Raw genomic sequence first — 21,237 nt, forward strand, 5'->3', positions numbered from 1 at the left:
GCGGTGCCTTTCTGGGACGGGGCACTACCGATGCGGCACCAGCGCGAGCGAACCGTAGATGGCCTCCCCTTTCCCCGAGCACGGCTTGGCGCGGCTACGCCAGATCTGGCGGCAGCCGCTCGCGCTGGCTTTGATGGGGATTGCACTGTGCGGCTGCTCCTTCGATCTGGGATCGTTGATGCCGGAGAAGGAAAAGCCGCAGGCGCCCAAGGCGGCTGCCGTCACGGAGAGTGCGGTCAGCGCCGGTAGTGTCGCCGAAGCCCAGGTCCACACCGCAAAGGCCCAAGCCCTGGCGAAGTCGGGCGAGACAGCGGCGGCGCTGGAAGAGTTCAACCGCGCCGTCGCGCTCGATCCCTACAATGCCCAGGCACTCTATGGTCGCGCGCTGATCTACCAGGGCAATAACGAGCACGATTTGGCCATCGCCGATTTCACCGCCGCAAGCGGGCTCAACCCGCAAAAGGCCGAGCCGCTGCTCGGCCGCGCCATCAGCCATCTCGCCCTCGGCAAGATCAAGGAGGCTACGGCCGATCTCGACGAGGCTTCCGAGGCCGATCCGCACAATGCCCAGGTCTGGACCGCACGCGGACAGGCCTATGAGCGACTGGGCGACAAGGCCAAGGCGGCAGCGTCCTACAACAAGGCGGTCGCGCTTCGTCCACGCGACGATGCCGCCCGCAGCGGCCTCGCCCGCGTCGGCGGCTGACAGCGCAGCGCAAGGGCCGTCTTAGTCGGGGGTGGCGCTCTTCGGCAGAACGGCGTGGAACATCGACTTGACGTTGGACAGCATCTCGTCGGCGACATTGGTCTTCTTCGGCCGCGGCATGGGCGCACCGGCATCGGCGCGCAGATCGAGCGGCGGCGCGATCACCGGAACGGGAATGTCAGCCGGCGGCGTCAGCCGATTCGGATCATCGTTGCCGACCGAGGACGTGTAGGACGGGGTCGCCTGCGACGACGGGTTGGTGGCGTAGGTCTCGGCCGACGGCGTCGACACCGTGATCGGCGGCGGCAACGGGCGCAAAACCGACGGCGGCGCGGTCACGACACGCGGGGCTTCCTGCGGCACAGGCTCAGGCGATTTCTCGGACGGCCTGGTCTCGGCAGACTTCGCCTCGGCAGACTTGCCCTCGGCAGACTTGCCCTCGGGCGACTTGCGCAGGCGCTCGATTGCGGCCCGCACGAGATCGTTGGCGTCGGGGGTTGCAGCCGGAGCGGCCGGCGCCGAATTGGCCTCGACCACCGGGGCGGCGGAAGCCGGAGAAGCGGCGGCCGGAGTGGACTTGGCAGCGGCCTTCTCGCGTGCGGTCGGCCGGCCGCGCGGGCTGGCGGGGGCGGTCTCGGCCGGAGCCACGTCCGCAGCCTTGGTCTCGCCAGCCGGCTGATCGGCAGCCTTCTCGGCCGCCGGCTTGTCCGACACGCTCTTCTCCGAGATGCCCTTGGCCTTGACGCCGGGTGCCGGCAGGTTGGCGAGGTCGGCGGGCTTGCCGTTCTTGCCGGCCTCGGCAGGTGCCACCACGGCCGCAGGGGCCTCAGCCGCCGGCTTGGCGTTGATGTAGTGGTTAACGATGTACGCCCCGATGATCGTCGCGAGCACCGAGGGGAAAATATCCGTCGAGATTTTAGCGAGGTATTTCAGCATTTCTCGGCCACTCCCCGCGCGATCTGATGCGGGAACTTTGGGGCATTGTAAGGGATCAACTGCGACGGATCGATGGCAAACGGTAACGCCGGACTTACGGCTTCAGCTCGATCTCAAGGAACACGATCTCAGTTGAGGTTTCGTTAAGTACGTCGTGTTGGACGCCGGCCTTGCGAAAGTAGGATTTTCCCGCCGCAAGCTGCGCCTTGGAACGCTCGCCGCCGGGCGCCACGATGGTCATTTCGCCGGCGACGACGGGAACAATCACATAGTCCATCCCGTGGGTGTGGTGCCCGGTCGCGCTGCCCGGGGCGAGCCGCCATTCGGTCACCCGGACCTCTTCATTGTCGATCTGAACTTCGGACTTGGCGGCAAGCATGGGGAACCTCTCCTAGGGTACGAAAACCATGAACACGTAGACAGCAAATACCACCATATGGACCAAGCCGAACAGGACATTGGTCCTGCCCGTGCCGAAGGTCAGCATGCTCAAGAAGAAGGTCAGGAGCAAAAGGACGCTGCCCTGGGCGCTGAGGCCGAGCTCGAGCTCCTTGTCGAAGGCGTAGGTGGCGATGCCGACGGCCGGGATGGTCAGGCCGATGGTCGCGAGCGAGGAGCCCAGCGCCAGGTTGATGCTCTTCTGGAGATCGTTCTTGCGGGCCGCCGCAATGGCCGAGACACCTTCCGGCATCAGGATCAGGAGGGCGACCAGAAGGCCGGCAAAGGCCGGCGGCGCGCCGATCCTGGCGGCCACGGCATCGACCACGAGCGAGAATTTCTTGGCCAGCAGCACGACCGCCAGGAGAGAAACCAGGAGCAGCCCCACGGTGAGTGCAAGCGCCCCGGCCGACAGGTGTGCCTCCCCGCCCTCGCCCTCCGCCCGTTCATGAACGAAGTAGTCCTTGTGCAGGACGGTCTGGGTGTAGAGGAACACCGCATAGAGCGCGAGCGTCACCACATCGACGAAGCCGAGCTGAACCGCCGAATAGACCGGTCCCGGCGTGGTGGTCGTGTAGTTCGGCATGATCAGCGTGATGGTCGCGAGCGCGAACAGGACGCTGAGATAGACGTTGGCTCCGGAGAGCTGAAAACCCTGCTCGCGATAGCGCAGGCCGCCGATGAAGATGCAGAGCCCGACGAGGCCATTGCAGACGATCATGACCACGGCGAACACGGTGTCGCGCGCCAGTTCGGGAGCCGGCTTGTCGCCCAGCATGATCGTGGTGATCAGCGCCACCTCGATGATGGTCACCGAGAGCGTCAGCACCAGCGTGCCATAGGGCTCGCCGACCCGTTCGGCGATCACTTCGGCATGATGAACCGCGGCGAACACCGTGCCGAACAGGATGACCAGAAGGACGATGGCGAAGACGAGTCCGCCCAGAGAGAGCGTGAAGACGTAGCCCGTCGCACTGACGGCTGCGAACAACAGCACGGCCAGCGCCGGAAAGATCCAGGCCGACCGGGGCATCGGATTATGCGCGCTCATCCATCGGCTCCAATTATCCAGCCGAGCAGTAGCAAATCGGCCGGCAGATTCAATGCCAGTGCAGCAAGGGTGCGACCGGCAGCACGGTCAGCAGCAGGAACAGCGGGATCAGCACGGCACCTGCGCGCAGGAGATAGCCGAAGAAGCTCGGCATCTCGATGCCGTTCTCGCTGGCGATGCTGCTCACCATGAAGTTCGGCGCATTGCCGACATAGGTGAGTGCGCCCATGTAGACCGCGCCCATGGAGATGGAGGCGAGCGTGCCCGAAAGTGCATGCATCAGCACTTGCGGGTCGCCACCGGCGAGCTCGAAGAACAGCAGATAGGTCGGCGCATTGTCGAGAAACGCCGACATCAGTCCAGTGAACCAGAAATAGGCGGCCTCGCGCGGCGTGCCGTCCGGCGCCGTGACGGCGGACAAGAGCCAGGCAAAGGCGCCGTGATGGCCGGCACCGAGCATGGCAATGACCGGGATGATGGCGACGAAGATGCCCGCGAAAAGCTTTGCGACTTCGCGGATCGGCTCCCAGGTGAAGCCGTTGGCCTGCCTGTGCTCGTCCGGCGTCAGCCACACCGACAGCGCGGCAATGGCGAGCAACGCCACGTTGCGGACGATGTCCTCGAGCGCCAGCCTGGTGCCGAGAATGTCGAAGGCGATGCCGGGCTTCCACATCGCCGAGGCGAGCAGGCTCGCGACGATGGCTGCGATCAGCACCAGGTTGACGAGACCGCGGATCCGCACCGGCTCTGCGGAACCTGCGTCTCCCTGCGCCGGCTCGCTGCGGAAGCGCCAGACGTCGATGACGACGAAGATCGCCAGCAACAATCCGGCGACGATCGCCGTCTGCAGCCAGATGGTCCGGGTGGTCCAGAAGAAGTCGACGCCGTGCAGGAAGCCGACGAACAGCGGGGGATCGCCGAGCGGGCTCAGCGCGCCGCCGACATTGGCGACCAGGATGATGAAAAAGACGACGACGTGAGCGTTGTGGCGCCGCGGCCGGTTGGCGCGGATCAGCGGACGGATCAGGATCATCGCGGCACCCGTGGTGCCGACGATGCTCGCCCCCAACGTGCCGAGCGCGAGGATGCCGGCATTGGTCGCCGGCGTGGCCTTGATGTCGCCGCTGATGAGAATGCCGCCGGCCACGACATAGAGCGAGAACAGCAGCATGATGAAGCCGAGATATTCGGCCAGCATGGCATGGACGAACGCGGCCAGCATCGCCATGCCCCCTGCGAGCCAGACCAGCGAGCCGAGCGCCAGCAGCGACCAGGCGGCGGCGATCTTGCCGTAATGGTGGTGCCAGAATTTTGCAAACAACAGCGGCCCGAGCGCGATCGACAGCAGCAGGCCGGCAAAGGGCAGCGCATAGGGCCAGCGCATCGCCGCGCCGTCGAGCCCGGCCGCCGCCCATGCGGGCTGCGGCAACAGCGCCAGGATCGCGGCGACGGGCAGGCCGCCGCGCAGCATCAAGAGCCATCTAGGAAGCAATGAAGCGCCTTGCTGTTTCGATCGCACCGAAAGCATCGAGATTGTCGTGTCCACCGCCCGCAAAGCGAACGAACTGCTTCGGTTCATGCGCGAGCGCGAACAGACGCTCACCGAACCCAATCGAAATGGCAAGGTCATTGGTGCCATGCATCACCAATAACGGCACCGTGACGCGCGCAATCCGCTCGTCGGAACGAAACTGATCCCGCATCAGGAGGCGGACCGGAACGAAGCGGAACGCCGAGGCGGCGACATCCACCGTCGACGTGTATGGCGCTTCCAGGACCAGCTTGCGGACCGGATGTTCGGAGGCGACGGCAACTGCAACACCCGTTCCGAGCGAGAAGCCCCAGGCGACGATTCGTTCCGCCGCATAGCGCGCCGTCGTGAAGGCGTAGGCGGCAGCGGCATCGCGCAGCAGGCCCTCCTCGCTCGGCGCGCCGGAGGAGCCGGCATAGCCGCGATAGGACAGCGCGACGAGGCCGGTCCCGTCGGCCGTCATGGCCTTGAAGCGGCTGACGCGACCGGCGAGGAAATCGCCATTGCCCGGAAAATAGAGGATCACGGGATGGCCGGGCTTGGCCGGCACGTGCCAGACGATGACCTTCTCGCCATCCGACGTGGCCAGGACGTGCTCTTCCGCCTCAGGCAGGCCTGCAGCGTCCGGCGCGGTGCGACCGACGGGCGGGATCGGAAACAGCATCTCGCGCTGCCGGACATACAGCACGACGAGACCGGCGCAATAGACGGCCGCGAGCAGGATGGCGATCCACTTGATGATGGTCATGATGACGCGGCCGGTCTCCGGCTCAGGGCTTGCGCCGGCTCCGCAGCAATTTCATGACATCGAGCCGGATGCTCGCGGGAACGTCGCGGCAGCCGCACGCCGCCGCATGCGCGGCGTGCCATGTGACGCGCTGCTCGCGCGTCGCTTTGGGCGGCATGCGATGGGACCGGTGCCATTCCTTGTTGATGGCCACGGTCCGCTTCCGTCGCGCGCTACATCGCCTTGACGATGTTCTCGGTGACCTTCTTGGCGTCGCCGAGCAGCATCATGGTGTTGTCGCGATAGAACAAGGGATTGTCGATGCCGGCATAGCCCGAGGCGAGCGAGCGCTTGATGAACATCACGGTGCCGGCCTTCCAGACCTGCAGCACCGGCATGCCGTAGATCGGCGAGGTCTTGTCCTCTTCGGCCGCCGGATTGGTGACGTCGTTGGCACCGATCACGAAGGCGATGTCAGCCTGCGCGAATTCGGAGTTGATGTCCTCGAGCTCGAACACCTCGTCGTAGGGCACGTTGGCTTCGGCCAGCAGCACATTCATGTGGCCGGGCATGCGGCCCGCGACCGGGTGAATGGCGTACTTCACCTCGACGCCCTCCTTCTTCAGGATGTCGCCCATCTCGCGCAGCGCGTGCTGGGCCTGCGCCACGGCCATGCCGTAGCCGGGCACGATGATGACCTTCTGCGCATTCTTCATGATGAAGGCTGCGTCGTCGGCCGAGCCGAGCTTGGCGGGCTTCTGCTCACCGCCGCCACCGCCGGCAGCCGCGGTCTCGCCGCCGAAGCCGCCGAGGATGACCGAGATGAAGGACCGGTTCATCGCGTGGCACATGATGTAGGACAGGATCGCGCCGGACGAACCGACCAGCGCGCCGGTGATGATCAGCGCGGAGTTGCCGAGGGTGAAGCCGATGCCGGCCGCGGCCCAGCCGGAGTAGGAGTTCAGCATCGAGATCACGACCGGCATGTCGGCGCCGCCGATCGGGATGATCATGAGCACGCCGAGCGCCAGCGCCAGGATGACGATCAGCCAGAAGTCGAGCGCGCTGCCGGTCAGCACGAGACCGACGATGAAGAACACCAGCGCCACGGCGAACGCGATGTTGATGACGTGGCGGAACGGCAGGATGATCGGCGCGCCGCTCATCCGCGCGGACAGCTTCAGGAACGCGATCACCGAGCCGGTGAAGGTCAGCGCGCCGATGGCGACGCCGAGCGACATCTCGACCAGGCTCTGCGCGTGGATGTTGCCGGGCGTACCGATGTCGAAGGCCTCGGGCGCATAGAACGCGCCAGCGGCGACCAGCACCGCGGCCATGCCGACCAGCGAATGGAACGCTGCGACCAGTTCCGGCATCGAGGTCATCGGCACGCGGCGTGCGATGACGGCGCCGACCGCGCCGCCGATGGCGATACCGAGGATCACGAGGATCCAGGCGACGCCGTCCGCCGGCGGATGGCTTGCCAGCGTCGTGGCGACGGCGATCGCCATGCCGACCATGCCGAACAGATTGCCCTGGCGCGACGTCGCCGGGCTCGACAGCCCGCGCAGCGACAGGATGAACAGCACCCCCGCCACGAGATACAAGAATGCAGAGAGATTGGCGTTCATCTCAGGTCCCCATCTGTCCCTTCAGCCCGAGGTGGCCGCTCACTTCGACTTCTTCTTGTACATCGCCAGCATGCGCTGGGTGACAAGGAAGCCGCCGAAGATGTTCACGCAGGCGAAGATCAGCGCAATGAAGCCGAAGCCCCGCGCCCAGCCCGAGCCGCTCGAAATCATGCCGACGCCGACCGCGAGCAGCGCGCCGACCACGATCACCGAGGAGATCGCGTTGGTCACGCTCATCAGCGGCGTATGCAGCGCCGGCGTCACCGACCACACCACGAAATAGCCGACGAAGACGGCGAGAACGAAAATCGACAGCCGGAAGACGAAGGGGTCGACGACCTGTGCAACATGCTCCATGGCGGGCTCTCCTTACGTCTTCGGCTGGAAGTTCGGGTGGATGACGGCGCCGTCCTTGGTCAGCGCGGTGGCCTTGACCAGCTCGTCATCCCAGTTCACGGCGAGCTTCTTCTCCTTCTTGTCGACCATGGTCTCGATGAAGGAGAACAGATTGCGCGCATAGAGGCTGGAGGCCGAGGCCGCGACGCGACCGGCGACATTGGTGTAGCCGACGATCTTGATGCCATCGAGATCGACGACCTCGCCGGCCTTGGCGCCTTCGACATTGCCGCCGCGCTCGACGGCGAGATCGACCAGCACCGAGCCGGGCTTCATCGACTTGACCATCTCGCCCGAGACGAGCTTGGGCGCCGGCCGGCCCGGAATCAGCGCCGTGGTGATCACGATGTCCTGCTTCTTGATGTGCTCGGCGGTGAGCGCGGCCTGCTTGGCCTGATACTCCTTGGACATCTCCTTGGCGTAGCCGCCGGCGGTCTGTGCGTTCTTGAACTCCTCGTCCTCGACGGCGAGGAATTTCGCGCCGAGCGATTCCACCTGCTCCTTGGTCGCGGGCCGCACGTCGGTCGCGGTGACGATGGCGCCGAGGCGGCGCGCGGTGGCGATCGCCTGGAGGCCGGCGACGCCGACGCCCATCACGAACACTTTTGCGGCGGGCACGGTACCGGCCGCCGTCATCATCATCGGGAAGGCGCGGCCGAAGGCCTCGGCACCCTCGATCACGGCGCGGTAGCCGGCGAGGTTGGCCTGCGAGGACAGCACGTCCATCACCTGCGCGCGGGTGATGCGCGGCATCAGTTCCATCGCGAAGGCGGAAACGCCGGCATCGGCGATCGTCTTCAGCGCGGCCTCGTTGCCATAGGGGTCCATGATGGCGATGACGAGCGCGCCGCGCTTGTACTGCGAAAGCTCGGACGCCTCGGGACGCTTCACCTTGATGATGATGTCGGCATCCTTCAACGCATCGGCGCTGACGGTGGCGCCGGCCGCGGTGAACTCGGAATCCGGCAGGCCCGACTTGATGCCGGCGCCCGGCTCGACGGCGATCTCGGCGCCGAGCGCTTTGAACTTCTTCACCGTATCAGGCGAAGCTGCGACGCGCGGCTCCGACGGATCGATTTCCTTGGCAACGGCGATCTTCATAGGCCCTCCGGCGACGCGGGAAAAAGCGCGCACGCGAACTTAGCGTTACTCCCGCAACGTTGGATACCGGTTTTAGAACCGGCTTGAATGCAAATTTTATGGGCACCGACGGCGCTGTCGGTGCGGCAGGCGATGGATCAGGTGAGGAAGATCGCCATCAGGATCACGAGGAGTGCGACCGAGGCCGTGCCGTATTTCACCAGCTTGATGAAGCCCTCATAGGTCTGCTCGTGGGCAACGTAGTCGTTGCCGTCGGCAGTGGTGTACGCCACTTCGCTATGGTCAGCCATGGATTGTCCCCAGTCGAAAGTCGAATTCTTGGGCTGGGATACCCGAAACCTTCGAGCAGGGCAACGGCAGGCAGGCGCGGTTTTCCCGCAAATCGGCTCATTTGGAATCCCAATTGTCGCGAATCCAGCGCGTCAGGCTCTGCTCGCTGACTTCGCCGGCAGCGAGGGAGAGGATGATGGCGGCGGCTTCCGCCTCGGGCACAACGTAGTCGACGCCGTTGATGCCGAGAAACGTGTATAGCGCCAGCAGAGACGTGCGCTTGTTGCCGTCGACGAAAGGATGGTTGCGCGCGATACCGAACGCATACGCTGCAGCTAACTCAGGGAGATCGGCGTTTTCGTACGCCCATTTGTTTCTCGGCCGATCAAGCGCGGAGTCGAGCATGCCTTCGTCCCGCAAGCCGCTGGCCCCACCGTGGATCGCAAGCTGTTCGTCGTGGATCGCAATGATGATTCGACGCGTCAGCCAGAACGGCTCGCTCATTTAGCAAGCTCAGCGAGAGCGTTGTGATAACGCTTCATGCCTCGCCGCGCGACTTCCATCGCTCTTTCGAAATCGGGATCTCGGGGCGTCAGCAACACTCCACCGTCCGATTGCTCAACCGGAAACAGCTTGTCGCCCTCTTTGAGGTTCAGACGGGCAGCAAGCTCCTTCGGCAGGATAACGCCGATGGAATTGCCGATCTTGCGCACCTGAAGCACAGTGGAGTCGCTCGCCAGGTCCTTGGGGTTTCCATTCTCGTTCATGGCCGCACCTCGTTATACACTTGTATAACACGAGACAATTGGCCGTTCAACAAATGTTTTACGCCCCCTTCAGCCCATCGCCTCCAGCTCGTCGATCATGCCGGCGATGACCGAGAGGCCGCCGTCCCAGAATTTGGGATCCTTGGCGTCGAGCCCGAACGGCCGCAGCAGCTCGGAATAATGCTTGGTGCCGCCGGCGGCGAGCATGTCGAGATAACGCTCGGCAAAGCCCTCGGCCGCGTTCTCGTAGACGGCATAGAGCGAGTTCACGAGGCAATCGCCGAAGGCGTAAGCGTAGACGTAGAACGGCGAATGGATGAAATGCGGGATGTACATCCAGTAGTTCTCGTAGCCCGCCTTGATCTCGATCGCCGGGCCAAGGCTCTCGCCCTGCACCGAGAGCCAGATCTCGCCGAGCCGCGCCGCGGTGAGCTCGCCGTTCTTGCGCTCGGTGTGGACCGCGCGCTCGAACGAATAGAACGCGATCTGCCGCACCACGGTGTTGATCATGTCCTCGACCTTGCCGGCGAGCAGCGCCTGGCGCTGCTTCGCGCTCTTGGTCTGCGCCAGCAGCCGCCGGAAGGTCAGCATCTCGCCGAACACGCTCGCGGTCTCCGCCAGCGTCAGCGGCGTCGGCGCCATCAGCGCGCCGTTCTTCGCCGCCAGCACCTGGTGCACGCCATGGCCGAGCTCGTGGGCAAGTGTCATCACGTCGCGCGGCTTGCCCTGGTAGTTCATGAGCACGTAAGGATGCGCCGACGGCGTGGTCGGATGCGAGAAGGCGCCCGGCGCCTTGCCCGGACGCACCGGCGCGTCGATCCAGCGGTCGGTGAAGAAGCGCTCGGCGATGTCGGCCATTTTGGGCGAGAAACCGCGATAGGCCGTCAGCACCATGTTGCGCGCATCGGGCCAGCCGATCACGTCGGTCGCCGCAAACGGCAGCGGCGCGTTGCGGTCCCAATAGGCCAGCCGCTTCTTGCCGAACCACTTCGCCTTCAGCGCGTAATAGCGATGCGACAGCTTTGGATAGGCCGCGCGCACGGAAGCGACCAGCGCATCCACCACTTCGCGCTCGACACGGTTGTTGAGGTGCCGGGAATCCGCGACGTCCTTGAAGCCGCGCCAGCGGTCGGAGATGTCCTTGTCCTTGGCGAGCGTGTTGGTGATCAGCGCGAAGGTGCGCTCATTGGCCTTGAACGTCTTTGCCAGTGCTTCCGCCGCACTCTTGCGCTTGGCACCGTCGCGGTCGGCCAGCAAATTGAGCGTCGGCTCGATCGCGAGCTCCTTGGACCCGACCTTGAAGCGCAGGCCGGAGATGGTCTGGTCGAACAGCCGGTTGAAGGCGGAATAGCCGGTCTGCGACTTCTCCAGGAAAAGCTGCTCGAGCTTGTCGTCGAGCTGGTACGGCTTCTCCTTGCGCAGATCCTCGATCCAGGGACGGTAATACGCCAGCTCCGGCGCCTGCATCGCGCGGGTCAACAAATCGTCATCGACGCGGTTGAGCTCGAGCGCGAAGAACAGAAGATGGGTGGACGCCGCCGTCAGCCGCTCGGAGACATCGCCGTAAAACTTTGAAATCTTGGGATCAACGCTGTCGCCGGCATGGACGAGACCGGCATAGGATCCGAGCCGGCCGGCCAGATCGTCGATCGCCTCATAGCGTCGCACCGCCTCGGCGAGCCATTTTCCGCCATCTTCGTTTGCTGTCCCTGTCGCGAGCTTGCCCTTGTAGTCGGTCTCGAACGCGACGCAATCGGCATCCATCCTTTCGAGATCGCGCGCCACGTCCGGCGCATCGATCCCGGAATAGAGATCGGCGAGGTTCCACTCCGGAAGCTTGCCGGTCTTGCTCGCAGCTTTGGAGGGTTTTGCCTTGGCGGCCGATTTCTTGGCGACGGATGTCTTGGTAGCTGACTTGCGGAGAGCGGGCTTCTTGAGAGCAGACTTGGAGCGCGAATTCATTGTGTGGGAAACCTGTGTTCAACAATCGCGGCGGCGGGCGGGGGCAGCAAGGTTTAAGAGTGCGTTAATCGGCTTCGGCCAGAGTGCCCCGATTCGAGACAGATAGTAGTAGCGTGCGGGGAACACCATGGCTGCCAGTATTTTGATCGCCGACGACGACGCTGTAGCCCGCCGGCTGGTCGAAAACATGGTGCAGAAATGCGGCTATGAGACGGTCGTCGTGGACTCCGGCGACGCGGCGATCGCCGCCCTCACCGCCCCCGATGCGCCTGTCATCGACGCCGTGATCCTCGATCTCGTGATGCCCGGCCTCGACGGCATGGGCGTGCTGGCGAAGATCCGTGAAGCCGGCCTCGGCGTGCCCGTCATCGTGCAGACCGCGCATGGCGGCATCGACAATGTCATCTCGGCGATGCGCGCAGGCGCGGCCGATTTCGTGGTCAAGCCGGTCGGCGTGGAGCGACTCCAGGTCTCGCTTCGCAACGCGCTCAACGCTTCTGCGCTGAAGGGCGAATTGCAGCGCATCCGTCACAGCCGCGAGGGCCGGCTGACCTTTTCCGACATCATCACCCGCGCCGAGGCGATGACGGGCGTGATGCGCACCGCGCAGAAGGCGGCGAACTCCTCGATTCCCGTCCTGATCGAAGGCGAATCCGGCGTCGGCAAGGAGATGTTCGCCCGCGCCATCCATGGCAGCGGCGAGCGCAAGGCCAAGCCGTTCGTCGCGGTCAATTGCGGCGCGATCCCCGACAACCTCGTCGAGTCCATCCTGTTCGGCCACGAGAAGGGTGCCTTCACCGGCGCCACCGAACGCCACACCGGCAAGTTCGTCGAAGCCCATGGCGGCACGCTGTTTCTGGACGAGGTCAGCGAGCTGCCGCTGGCCGCGCAGGTCAAGCTGCTCCGCGCGCTCCAGGAAGGCGCAGTCGAGGCGGTCGGCGGCCGCAAGCCGGTGAAGGTCGACGTCCGCATCATTTCGGCAACCAACCGCAGGCTGCTGGAACGGGTGAAGCAGGGACATTTCCGCGAGGACCTGTTCTATCGCCTGCACGTGCTGCCGCTGACGGTCCCCTCGCTGCGCGCCCGGCGCGAGGACATTCCGCATCTCCTGCGCCATTTCCTGGCGCGCTTTGCCGCCGAGGAGAACCGCCCGATCAGCGGTATCAGCGGCGAGGCCGTGGCGCATCTCACCCAGCTCGACTGGCCCGGCAACATCCGCCAGCTCGAAAATGCGATCTACCGCGCCGTGGTGATGAGCGACAGCGACCAGCTCGGCCTCGGCGATTTCCCCCTGCTGGCCTCGCAGCCGCACCCCGCGACCGAGATTCCGACCGCGCCCTTGATGCTCGAGCCGATCGCGGCGCCTTCCGTCGTGTCGTCGGGTAGTGAAATACCGATCGCGCCGTTCCCCTCGGCCGGAACTCTTCCCATGCTGACCGCGACCGGCGACATCCGCCCGCTGGAGGAGATGGAGAACGAGATCATCCGTTTCGCGATCTCGCATTATCGCGGACAGATGTCCGAGGTCGCCCGCCGCCTCAAAATCGGCCGGTCCACCCTCTATCGAAAACTCGACGAAGCCGGGGTTCCCGGACATGGCGGGAAAAGCGGCGAGGAGACGCACTGAGCCTCATGCGAACGGAGGTTCGCGCGACGGCGCGAGACGGCTGTAAGTCGTTCGCATGACGACGGGATTCGACCGCGATTTGAACCGTGACTTGGAAGTGACAGACAGAGGGAAAAGCGCGTGGCAGAGGCGCACAATCCGTTGCCAAGAGGCTCCCTTGAAGTCAGTTTGTCGTGAGTTGTCCCGGGTAGTGCTGGCTGCAAAATCGGGGCCTGTATATCGTCTGCGTATGAATCGTTGCGTGCAGGCGTGCAACTTTCGAGAGGCCGGCGCGATTTAGCCGAAGCTCATTAGGCGATAACGAAGCTGTTCCACGAGGGACAGTTCACCCGAGGGGTGCGACACAATGCGTGACTGTTTGAACCACCGTGCAGGCTTTGACCGTGTCTTGATGACGGTCGCGGCAACCTTCCTCACGGTGTCGGCCAGCTCAGCCCTGGCGCAGGATCAGGCGCGCAGCAGCGCCGCCGAGCTCGCGATCGAAGCCGCGATCCCGCGCCCCGAGCCCGCCAACGTCCCGCCCCCGACGGCCTCCGACATCAAGCTCGACACCACCGCCACGGTGCAGGACTCCGCGAAGGAAGCTGCGAAGGCCGAAGCCGCGCCGGCCCCTGACAAGGTCGAGACCAAGCCTTCCGACGTCGCCACCACGCCCGCCGGCGAGGCGCCGAAGAGCGAGACGGCCAAGTCTGAACCTGCCAAGTCTGAACCTACGAAGACTGAACCTGCGAAGACCGAGCCTGCCAAGGCCGACGCCGCGACCACAACGCCGGCCGCGCCCGCCACCGCAGCGACACCGGCCGCCGAGCCGGTCAAGGCTGCAAGCAATGTTCCCGCCGCCGACCAGCCGGTCGCCGACAAGCTCAAGGACATCATCGGCGCCAAGACCTCGCGCCATTTCGACCGCAAGAACGAGCGTGCGGCGATCGAGAAGTTTTACGGTGCACGCGACTTCGCACCGGTCTGGACGCAAGCCGGCAGCCTGACCGCTGCGGCCAAGGGCGTGATCGCGCGGCTGAAGGATGCAGCCTCCGACGGCCTCAATCCGGCCGACTATCCGGTGCCGGATTTCGCCGCCGCCACGACGCCCGATGCGCTCGCCGACGCCGAGCTCAAGCTCACCGCCAGCATGTTCGACTACGCGCGCCAGGCGCAGAGCGGCCGCATGCACTGGTCGCAGGTCAGCGGCGACATCCTCTATCCCGAGCATCCGACCGATCCGAGTGAGGTGCTCGCCAAGGTCACGACCGCAGCTGACGCCTCCGTTGCGCTCGACAGCTACAACCCGCCGCAGAAGCTCTACAAGGAGCTGAAGGCCAAGCTCGCGGAGCTCCGCGGCCAGGGCAACGGCCCGGTGATCGAGATCGCCGACGGTCCGGCGCTGAAATACACCCCGGCCGGCAAGAAGCAGGCTGAACTCGTCGTGGAAGATCCGCGCGTGCCGCAGCTGCGCACCAAGCTTGGCATCACCGAGAACGCCAGTGACACCCGCTATGACGCCACGGTCGCCGAAGCCGTCCGCAAGTTCCAGAACAGCGCCGAGTTGAAGGCGACCGGCGTCCTCGACGACAAGACCGTCAAGGCGATCAACACCCCGAAGCGCGACAAGCAGATCGACGTCGTGCTGGTGAACATGGAACGCTGGCGCTGGCTGCCGCGCGACCTCGGCGCCCCCTCGCTGGGCGATGCCTACGTCATCCTCAACATTCCCGACTACACGCTGAAGGTGATGCAGCGCGGCCAGCAGGTCTGGACCACCCGCGTCGTCACCGGCAAGCCGGGCACGCACGCGACCCCGCTGCTCACCGAGACGATGAAGTACATCACGGTCAATCCGACCTGGAACGTGCCGCCATCGATCGTCTACAACGAGTATCTGCCGGCGCTTCAGCAGGACCCGACCGTGCTTCAGCGCATGGGCCTCAAGCTCGAGCAGAACCGCGACGGCTCGGTGCACATCTCGCAGCCGCCGGGTGAAGCCAACGCGCTCGGCCGCATCCGCTTCAACTTCCCGAACAAGTTCCTGGTCTATCAGCACGACACGCCGGACAAGAACCTGTTCGCCCGGGAAGATCGCGCCTTCAGCCATGGCTGCATGCGCGTGCAGAACCCGGATCAGTACGCCTCCGTGCTGCTCAACATCGCGATGCCGAACGAGAAGTACACGCCGGAGCGCGTGCGCAGCATGTACGGCAAGAGCGAGATCGACCTGAAATTCCCGACGCCGATCCCGGTCAACATCACCTACCAGACCGCGTTCGTGGACGATGCCGGCAAGCTACAATTCCGCAAGGACGTCTATGGCCGCGACGCGACCATGATCAACATCCTGAAGAACAGCCGCGGCAAGGACCTCGAGATGGTCGTCGCACATTCCCAGCCGAGCTATTCGCGCCCGGCAACGACGCTGCCCTCGGGCGTGGCGGTGGCCAACAATGGCGGCGGCTTCGGCTCGTCCGGCCCGAACTTCTTCGAGCGGCTGTTCGGGGCCCCGACCCCGCCGCCGGCTCCGGTCGGCCGCCGGCCGCAGCGGGTGTTCACCCGCTAAGCCGCCTCCGCCTTCTGAAATTGTGCAATAAAATCAACGACCCCCTCCTCTGGAGGGGGTCGTTTAACGTTAACCATTCTCGACCCGACCTCGGGCAGCGGGCGTTTTTTCGCCACACTCAACCGGTTAGGTTTGTATTCTGACTTGGTTTGGGGGCGGGAAGGTCAACCTCGAATTAACCTTCTCGCTTTAATAAAGCGTTCATCCTCTTTCGCGCGCTAACGGGGTTGGCGGGAGAGTCCATTGAACGCTCGTCGACTGGGTGGGCTCATACGTGCTGATCGGTCTCGCACGCAAATTTGCAGTGCTGTCGTTGTCCCATGCGGGAGTGAAGGCCGGATCCAGGATCGGCCTCGCTGCCGCAGTGCTGCTTGCTGCCGCAGGCTCGGTCCATGACGCCGCTGCACTGAACGAGACCAAGACCCTCTCGTTCCATCACACCCATTCCGGCGAGGACCTCACCGTCACCTTCAAGCGCGACGGACGCTACGACGAAGCGGCGCTGAAGCAGCTCAACCATTTCCTGCGCGACTGGCGCACCCAGGACGAGACGGTCATGGACCGTCGCCTTTTCGACATCCTCTGGGAAGTCTATCGCGACGTCGACGGCAAGCAGCCGATCCAGATCATCTCCTCCTATCGCTCCCCCGCCACCAACGCCATGCTTCGCCGCCGTTCCTCCGGCGTAGCGCGCTTCAGCCAGCACATGCTGGGGCACGCGATGGACTTCTACATTCCGGGCGTGGCGTTGGAGCAGATCCGCTTCGCCGGCCTGCGCCTCCAGCGCGGCGGCGTCGGCTTCTATCCGACCTCCGGCTCGCCCTTCGTGCACCTCGACACCGGCAGCATCCGGCACTGGCCGCGCATGACGCATGACCAGCTCGCCCGCGTCTTCCCGGACGGAAAGACGGTGCATCTGCCGACCGACGGCACGCCGCTGAAGGGCTATGAGCTCGCCAAGGCCGAGATCGAGCGGCGCGGCAGCGGCGACGATTCCGGCAGCAAGTCCAACTTCTTCGCCGCCCTGTTCAAGAGCAAGTCGGCAGCTCCGGCCAGCAGCAGCGACGAGGATGACGAGGGCGCGCCCGCCCCGGCCGCCAAGCCGGCGGCCCCGACCGTGGTCGCCGCAGCCAAGCCCGCCGATCCGGTGCCGACGCCGCGCGCCAAGCCGCAAATGGCCGCCACGATCCAGCTCGCTTCGGCCGATGCGCAGCTCGTTGCCCCGCCCAAGCCGAAGCCCGCGCCCGTGGCTGACAAACCCGCCGCCGGCAAGCCGGAGACTCCGGCCGACATCATCAATGCCCGTGGATTCTGGGATGATGTCCCGGCCGCGCCGCAGCAGGCGACGCCGGCACAGGTCGCCGCACTGAGGGCCCGTCAGGCGCTCGCCGCCGCGACCGATCCGCAGCCGACCGCAAGCGTCTCCAGCGCGGCCTTCCAGGCGCTGGCCTACGCGCCGGCCGCCTCCCCGGTCGACCGCGCCAATGTCGTCGCCGCCTCCGCGCCGATCCCGCGCTCTGCCCGTCCCGCCTCTGCGTCCCGCAGCGTCGCCCAGGCGACCGAGATCAACACGGTGGTCGGCAAGAGCATCGACGGCATGGTCGCCACCGCAACCCGGCTCTCCGCGGCCAAGGGCGAGAGCATCTGGCTCAAGATCGTGATGCTGTCGCCGAGCGCCAGCCGCGCGATGTCGGTGACGCTGATGGGCGAGCTCGATACGGCTGCGCTGCGCCGCTATTTCGTCAAGCCGCAGGCCGTGGTCGCGATGGGCTTCAGCGACGATCCGATGCAGGGCCTGTCCTGCGACAGCTTCTCGGGCACCGCGACCGCGAAGCTCGAGACGACGTCCTTCGTCATGCGCACGGCGGCGCTTCGCTGATAGCCGCGACTATTTCCACGCACTTGGTTTCGTAGCCCGGTGAGCGCAGCGATATCCGGGGATGTGCCGCGCATTGCGTTCCCGGATGTCGCTGCGCTCATCCGGGCCATAAGTCCGCCTGCTTCGCCGTCTTGCCCCGCCGGTCCAGATGATATTTCAGCGCCAGCGACAGGCAGACCGACAATGGCCGCTTCGGCAGCGCGCCCGATACCGGCAACAGCAACGCCCTCGTCTGCCGATACTCGAACTGATCGGGAAAACGCTCGCGGAAGGTGTCGACCAGGGTCGTCTTGCAGTTGAAGAGAATGGCCGGCTGCTCGGAGTCCTTCACGCGCCCGAGCCGGATCGTGGAGCCGCTGCCGGTCTCATCGGTCAGGTAAGCCGGCTCGCCCCATTTCAGCGTCTCGGTGAGCCGGCCGACGTCGTCATGCGCCGCAGCGGTCGCGAAAATCAGCGCACGCACCTGAAGCAGCCGCTTGCCGATCGGCGCCGGTAGAGCGTCGAAGGCACGGCTCACCTCACGCGGCAGCGGCGGCGCAGTCACGGCGGTCTCCGTTCACAGACGAAGTGCAACACGCCCGATTTTGTAGCCCGGACGGAGCGCAGCGCAATCCGGGAAGGTAACGCGCGCCGACAGATCCCGGATTTGTGTCCGAGGCGAGAGGCCTCAGATCATCCCGAGCGCCTGCATGTAGGTCTCGAGAATGGTCTCGGCCTCGGCGCGCTCGTTGGGGTCCTGCTTGCGCAGGCGCACGATGGTGCGCAGCGCCTTGACGTCGTAGCCGTTGCCCTTGCTCTCGGCGTAGACGTCGCGGATGTCGTCGGAGATCGCCTTTTTCTCTTCCTCCAGCCGCTCGATGCGCTCGATGATGGATTTGAGCTGGTCCTTGGCAAATTTCGTCGCGGGCTCGTCGTCGCGGACGGCGGCGGTGGTGGCCATCTTGGTACTCCAAATGGAACTGGCAAAACGAGGTGACGCCGGCATCCTCACCGCGCGTGCTGGGTAGACCCTTAGGGTTGGCGCTCCCTGCGTTCAAGCAAGCATCGCGCTCGTCCACAGCGCGCCCACACCTTCCTGCAGGGAGGCGAAGAAAGCTGTTGTGTGATGCGACTCAGCGCGCGCCGCAGACAGCCCGCTCAGTGCCCGTGGGGATGGACCTTCTTCATCGCCTCGACCTGCTCGGGCGTAGCCGTGCCCTGGTATTTCGACTTCCAGGTCTCGTAGGGCATGCCGTAGACGGCCTCCCGGCTCTCGTCCTTGCTCAACGCGACACCTTGCGCGTCGGCAGCGTCCTTGAGCCAGTTGGACAGGCAGTTGCGGCAGAAGCCGGCGAGATTCATCAGGTCGATGTTCTGGACGTCCGTCCGCGTCTTCAAATGATCGACCAGGCGCCGGAAAGCGGCGGCCTCGAGCTCCGTTCTGGTTTTGTCGTCGATTGCCATAGCTGAATTCCTTAAGCTCCGACCTGGCTCTGACCCTGATGGTGGTCACCCTTACGGGATCAGGTGGGGTCGTGTCACAGATTTTGCCATATCGCGGCGCAAACGGGCCCAAGCCCGGCTTTGGGGCAGTTCCCCGCCACTACGCCAAATCGTCAATGATCTGATATAGCTTCCGCGACAATGATCGCCGAATCTCCCCGCGTCCCCCTTCGCCTGCTCGCCCGGTTGGTCCCGGTGCTGGTGGTTGCCCTGCTGTGCCTCTGGACCAGCCCGGCCTCCGCCGACTTCCGCCTCTGCAACAACACCTCGAGCCGCGTCGGCATTGCGCTCGGCTACAAGGACGCCGAGGGCTGGACCACCGAAGGCTGGTGGAACATCTCCTCACGCTCCTGCGAGACCCTGCTGCGGGGAACGCTGGTCGCCCGCTACTATTACATCTACGCCATCGACTATGACCGCGGCGGCGAATGGTCGGGCCAGGCCTTCATGTGCTCACGCGACAAGGAATTCACCATCCGCGGCACCGAGGATTGTCTCGCGCGCGGCTACGACCGGACCGGCTATTTCGAGGTCGATACCGGCGAGCAGCGCGCCTGGACAGTGCAGCTCACCGATGCCAACGAGCAGCCGGCACAGCCGCGCCTGCCCGGCATGCCCGGCCCGGTTGGCCCGGGTGGCGGCGTTCCGGGTTTGCCCAATGGCCCGCCCGGTGCTACGCCCCCGGGCTCGCCCGGCCTGCCACCCCCGCCTGGAAATAAGCCATGAGGCGTCTTCGCCGTATCAAGATTCTCGCGACCCTGGGACCTGCCTCTTCGGACCTCGCGATGATCCGCCGCCTGTTCGAGGCCGGCGCCGACCTGTTCCGCATCAACATGAGCCACACCCCGCACGACAAGATGCGGGAGCTGGTGGCGACGATCCGCAATGTCGAGTCGAGCTACGGCCGGCCGATCGGCATCCTGGTCGACCTGCAGGGACCGAAGCTCAGGCTCGGCGCCTTCGCGGAAGGCGCGGTGCAGCTCCAGAACGGCCAGACCTTTACCCTCGATTCCGACAAGACGCCGGGCGATGCCAGCCGCGTCAATCTCCCGCATCCGGAGATCCTGGCTGCGCTGCGGCCCGGCCATTCGCTGCTGCTCGACGACGGCAAGGTGCGCCTGATCGCGGAGGAGACCACAAAGGAGCACGCGGTGACGCGTGTCGTGGTCGGCGGCAAGATGAGCGACCGCAAGGGCGTCAGCCTGCCCGACACCGACCTGCCGGTCTCGGCGATGACGCCGAAGGACCGCGCCGACCTCGAGGCGGCGCTGGTCACCGGCGTCGACTGGATCGCGCTGTCCTTTGTGCAGCGCGCCGACGACGTGATCGAGGCCAAGAAGATGATCCGCGGCCGCGCCGCCGTCATGGCCAAGATCGAGAAGCCGCAGGCGATCGACCGCCTCGCCGACATCCTCGAAGCGTCCGATGCACTGATGGTGGCGCGCGGCGACCTCGGCGTCGAGCTGCCGCTGGAGCGCGTGCCGAGCCTGCAGAAGCAGATGACGCGCATGGCGCGCCGCGCCGGCAAGCCTGTGGTGATCGCGACCCAGATGCTGGAATCGATGATCCAGTCGCCGGTGCCGACCCGCGCCGAGGTCTCCGACGTCGCCACCGCCGTCTATGAAGGCGCCGACGCCATCATGCTGTCGGCGGAATCGGCGGCCGGCAAATTCCCGGTCGAGGCGGTCTCGACCATGAACCGCATCGGCGAGGAGGTCGAGCGCGACCCGATCTATCGCTCGGTGCTCACAGCGCAGCGCCCCGCGCCGGAATCCACCGCCGGTGATGCGATTGCGGATGCCGCACGGCAGATCGCAGAGACATTGGACCTGCCCGCTTTGATCTGCTGGACCAGCTCGGGCTCGACCGCGGTGCGCGTGGCGCGCGAACGGCCGAAGCCGCCGATCGTGGCGATCACGCCGAACATCAATGCCGGCCGCCGGCTCGCCGTGGTCTGGGGCGTGCATTGCGTGGTGGCGGAAGATGCGCGCGACCAGGACGACATGGTGAGCCGCGCCGGCCAGATCGCGTTCCGGGACGGCTTCGTCCGCGCCGGCCAGCGCGTGATCATCGTCGCCGGCGTGCCGCTCGGCATCCCCGGCACCACCAACATGGTGCGTATCGCCTCGGTCGGCCCCGAAGGCGGCGCGGATATCTAGGCCCCGCCAGAGCCGCCAAACAAAAA

22 protein-coding genes are annotated in these 21,237 nt (G+C 65.4%); 6 read left to right on the top strand and 16 right to left on the bottom strand.

Annotated features, from left to right (window positions below; genetic code table 11):
• Positions 1–58: 58 nt before the first annotated feature.
• Positions 59–706: a tetratricopeptide repeat protein gene (locus AC1RUR_RS13665; protein WP_492844723.1), complete on the top strand. Its 648-nt coding sequence runs from the start codon at positions 59–61 to the stop codon at positions 704–706.
• A gap of 21 nt (positions 707–727) precedes the next feature.
• Here the strand turns inward: AC1RUR_RS13665 and AC1RUR_RS13670 are convergent, their stop codons facing one another.
• From AC1RUR_RS13670 to AC1RUR_RS13730, 13 genes are all read right to left on the bottom strand, one after another.
• On the bottom strand, positions 728–1,642 hold the full coding sequence (locus AC1RUR_RS13670) for a hypothetical protein (RefSeq protein WP_492844725.1): 915 nt from the start codon (positions 1,640–1,642) through the stop codon (positions 728–730).
• Positions 1,643–1,736: 94 nt separating this feature from the next.
• Positions 1,737–2,021, bottom strand: a complete 285-nt coding sequence (locus AC1RUR_RS13675) for a cupin domain-containing protein (protein WP_271552407.1) — start codon at positions 2,019–2,021, stop codon at positions 1,737–1,739.
• A gap of 12 nt (positions 2,022–2,033) precedes the next feature.
• Positions 2,034–3,131 carry a calcium:cation antiporter gene (locus tag AC1RUR_RS13680; protein WP_492844727.1) on the bottom strand — a complete coding sequence of 366 codons (1,098 nt, stop codon included), beginning with the start codon at positions 3,129–3,131 and terminating at the stop codon, positions 2,034–2,036.
• A gap of 49 nt (positions 3,132–3,180) precedes the next feature.
• Positions 3,181–4,602 (bottom strand): sodium:proton antiporter, encoded by a 1,422-nt coding sequence (locus AC1RUR_RS13685; RefSeq protein WP_492844729.1) that lies wholly within the window; start codon positions 4,600–4,602, stop codon positions 3,181–3,183.
• A gap of 10 nt (positions 4,603–4,612) precedes the next feature.
• Positions 4,613–5,410: an alpha/beta hydrolase gene (locus AC1RUR_RS13690; RefSeq protein WP_492844731.1), complete on the bottom strand. Its 798-nt coding sequence runs from the start codon at positions 5,408–5,410 to the stop codon at positions 4,613–4,615.
• Positions 5,411–5,432: 22 nt separating this feature from the next.
• Positions 5,433–5,603, bottom strand: coding sequence for a hypothetical protein (locus AC1RUR_RS13695; RefSeq protein ID WP_492844733.1), 171 nt, complete (start codon positions 5,601–5,603; stop codon positions 5,433–5,435).
• Between the two features lie 19 nt (positions 5,604–5,622).
• The gene (locus AC1RUR_RS13700; RefSeq protein WP_492844735.1) at positions 5,623–7,020 is read right to left on the bottom strand and encodes an NAD(P)(+) transhydrogenase (Re/Si-specific) subunit beta; all 1,398 of its coding nucleotides are present in this window, start codon (positions 7,018–7,020) and stop codon (positions 5,623–5,625) included.
• Between the two features lie 39 nt (positions 7,021–7,059).
• Positions 7,060–7,377 (bottom strand): proton-translocating transhydrogenase family protein, encoded by a 318-nt coding sequence (locus AC1RUR_RS13705; RefSeq protein WP_129275219.1) that lies wholly within the window; start codon positions 7,375–7,377, stop codon positions 7,060–7,062.
• 12 nt (positions 7,378–7,389) lie between these two features.
• Complete coding sequence (locus AC1RUR_RS13710; RefSeq protein ID WP_492844737.1) at positions 7,390–8,517, bottom strand: Re/Si-specific NAD(P)(+) transhydrogenase subunit alpha; 1,128 nt, start codon at positions 8,515–8,517, stop codon at positions 7,390–7,392.
• 137 nt (positions 8,518–8,654) lie between these two features.
• Positions 8,655–8,807: an aa3-type cytochrome c oxidase subunit IV gene (locus AC1RUR_RS13715; protein WP_492844739.1), complete on the bottom strand. Its 153-nt coding sequence runs from the start codon at positions 8,805–8,807 to the stop codon at positions 8,655–8,657.
• 97 nt (positions 8,808–8,904) lie between these two features.
• The gene (locus AC1RUR_RS13720) at positions 8,905–9,291 is read right to left on the bottom strand and encodes a type II toxin-antitoxin system death-on-curing family toxin (protein ID WP_492844741.1); all 387 of its coding nucleotides are present in this window, start codon (positions 9,289–9,291) and stop codon (positions 8,905–8,907) included.
• Positions 9,288–9,554, bottom strand: coding sequence for an AbrB/MazE/SpoVT family DNA-binding domain-containing protein (locus AC1RUR_RS13725; RefSeq protein WP_492844743.1), 267 nt, complete (start codon positions 9,552–9,554; stop codon positions 9,288–9,290). Before AC1RUR_RS13725 ends, AC1RUR_RS13720 begins: the two co-directional genes overlap by 4 nt.
• A 69-nt stretch (positions 9,555–9,623) precedes the next feature.
• Complete coding sequence (locus tag AC1RUR_RS13730; RefSeq protein WP_492844745.1) at positions 9,624–11,516, bottom strand: M3 family oligoendopeptidase; 1,893 nt, start codon at positions 11,514–11,516, stop codon at positions 9,624–9,626.
• Positions 11,517–11,643: 127 nt separating this feature from the next.
• On the opposite strand from AC1RUR_RS13730, the gene AC1RUR_RS13735 reads away from it, so the two are divergent.
• From AC1RUR_RS13735 to AC1RUR_RS13745, 3 genes are all read left to right on the top strand, one after another.
• Entirely contained in the window at positions 11,644–13,143 is a 1,500-nt protein-coding gene (locus tag AC1RUR_RS13735; protein WP_492844747.1) for a sigma-54-dependent transcriptional regulator, read from the top strand.
• Between the two features lie 346 nt (positions 13,144–13,489).
• On the top strand, positions 13,490–15,691 hold the full coding sequence (locus AC1RUR_RS13740) for a L,D-transpeptidase family protein (protein ID WP_492844749.1): 2,202 nt from the start codon (positions 13,490–13,492) through the stop codon (positions 15,689–15,691).
• Positions 15,692–15,965: 274 nt separating this feature from the next.
• On the top strand, positions 15,966–17,570 hold the full coding sequence (locus tag AC1RUR_RS13745) for a peptidoglycan L,D-endopeptidase MepK (RefSeq protein WP_492844751.1): 1,605 nt from the start codon (positions 15,966–15,968) through the stop codon (positions 17,568–17,570).
• Between the two features lie 97 nt (positions 17,571–17,667).
• Here AC1RUR_RS13745 and AC1RUR_RS13750 read toward each other — a convergent pair whose 3' ends face one another.
• The 3 genes from AC1RUR_RS13750 to AC1RUR_RS13760 all read right to left on the bottom strand — a co-directional run bounded on the left by AC1RUR_RS13750 (position 17,668) and on the right by AC1RUR_RS13760 (position 19,013).
• The gene (locus tag AC1RUR_RS13750) at positions 17,668–18,114 is read right to left on the bottom strand and encodes a DUF1801 domain-containing protein (protein ID WP_492844753.1); all 447 of its coding nucleotides are present in this window, start codon (positions 18,112–18,114) and stop codon (positions 17,668–17,670) included.
• Positions 18,115–18,237: 123 nt separating this feature from the next.
• On the bottom strand, positions 18,238–18,510 hold the full coding sequence (locus tag AC1RUR_RS13755; protein WP_142250883.1) for a DUF2312 domain-containing protein: 273 nt from the start codon (positions 18,508–18,510) through the stop codon (positions 18,238–18,240).
• A gap of 197 nt (positions 18,511–18,707) precedes the next feature.
• Positions 18,708–19,013, bottom strand: coding sequence for a DUF1244 domain-containing protein (locus tag AC1RUR_RS13760; protein ID WP_492844755.1), 306 nt, complete (start codon positions 19,011–19,013; stop codon positions 18,708–18,710).
• 180 nt (positions 19,014–19,193) lie between these two features.
• On the opposite strand from AC1RUR_RS13760, the gene AC1RUR_RS13765 reads away from it, so the two are divergent.
• Entirely contained in the window at positions 19,194–19,778 is a 585-nt protein-coding gene (locus AC1RUR_RS13765; protein ID WP_492844757.1) for a DUF1036 domain-containing protein, read from the top strand.
• A complete protein-coding gene (pyk, locus tag AC1RUR_RS13770; RefSeq protein WP_492844759.1) occupies positions 19,775–21,211 on the top strand; it encodes a pyruvate kinase in 1,437 nt (478 codons plus the stop codon). The genes AC1RUR_RS13765 and pyk overlap by 4 nt, the downstream gene beginning before the upstream one ends.
• The last annotated feature ends 26 nt before the right edge of the window (positions 21,212–21,237 follow it).

The sequence above is a fragment of the Bradyrhizobium sp. GW821-FHT12B03 genome, assembly GCF_058807535.1.

Coding starts and splice junctions, on each gene's coding strand:
- AC1RUR_RS13665 (WP_492844723.1), top strand. CDS start 59: ATGGCCTCCCCTTTCCCCGAGCACGGCTTGGCGCGGCTACGCCAGATC.
- AC1RUR_RS13670 (WP_492844725.1), bottom strand. CDS start 1,642: ATGCTGAAATACCTCGCTAAAATCTCGACGGATATTTTCCCCTCGGTG.
- AC1RUR_RS13675 (WP_271552407.1), bottom strand. CDS start 2,021: ATGCTTGCCGCCAAGTCCGAAGTTCAGATCGACAATGAAGAGGTCCGG.
- AC1RUR_RS13680 (WP_492844727.1), bottom strand. CDS start 3,131: ATGAGCGCGCATAATCCGATGCCCCGGTCGGCCTGGATCTTTCCGGCG.
- AC1RUR_RS13685 (WP_492844729.1), bottom strand. CDS start 4,602: ATGCTGCGCGGCGGCCTGCCCGTCGCCGCGATCCTGGCGCTGTTGCCG.
- AC1RUR_RS13690 (WP_492844731.1), bottom strand. CDS start 5,410: ATGACCATCATCAAGTGGATCGCCATCCTGCTCGCGGCCGTCTATTGC.
- AC1RUR_RS13700 (WP_492844735.1), bottom strand. CDS start 7,020: ATGAACGCCAATCTCTCTGCATTCTTGTATCTCGTGGCGGGGGTGCTG.
- AC1RUR_RS13705 (WP_129275219.1), bottom strand. CDS start 7,377: ATGGAGCATGTTGCACAGGTCGTCGACCCCTTCGTCTTCCGGCTGTCG.
- AC1RUR_RS13710 (WP_492844737.1), bottom strand. CDS start 8,517: ATGAAGATCGCCGTTGCCAAGGAAATCGATCCGTCGGAGCCGCGCGTC.
- AC1RUR_RS13715 (WP_492844739.1), bottom strand. CDS start 8,807: ATGGCTGACCATAGCGAAGTGGCGTACACCACTGCCGACGGCAACGAC.
- AC1RUR_RS13720 (WP_492844741.1), bottom strand. CDS start 9,291: ATGAGCGAGCCGTTCTGGCTGACGCGTCGAATCATCATTGCGATCCAC.
- AC1RUR_RS13725 (WP_492844743.1), bottom strand. CDS start 9,554: ATGAACGAGAATGGAAACCCCAAGGACCTGGCGAGCGACTCCACTGTG.
- AC1RUR_RS13730 (WP_492844745.1), bottom strand. CDS start 11,516: ATGAATTCGCGCTCCAAGTCTGCTCTCAAGAAGCCCGCTCTCCGCAAG.
- AC1RUR_RS13735 (WP_492844747.1), top strand. CDS start 11,644: ATGGCTGCCAGTATTTTGATCGCCGACGACGACGCTGTAGCCCGCCGG.
- AC1RUR_RS13740 (WP_492844749.1), top strand. CDS start 13,490: ATGCGTGACTGTTTGAACCACCGTGCAGGCTTTGACCGTGTCTTGATG.
- AC1RUR_RS13755 (WP_142250883.1), bottom strand. CDS start 18,510: ATGGCCACCACCGCCGCCGTCCGCGACGACGAGCCCGCGACGAAATTT.
- AC1RUR_RS13760 (WP_492844755.1), bottom strand. CDS start 19,013: ATGGCAATCGACGACAAAACCAGAACGGAGCTCGAGGCCGCCGCTTTC.
- AC1RUR_RS13765 (WP_492844757.1), top strand. CDS start 19,194: ATGATCGCCGAATCTCCCCGCGTCCCCCTTCGCCTGCTCGCCCGGTTG.
- pyk (WP_492844759.1), top strand. CDS start 19,775: ATGAGGCGTCTTCGCCGTATCAAGATTCTCGCGACCCTGGGACCTGCC.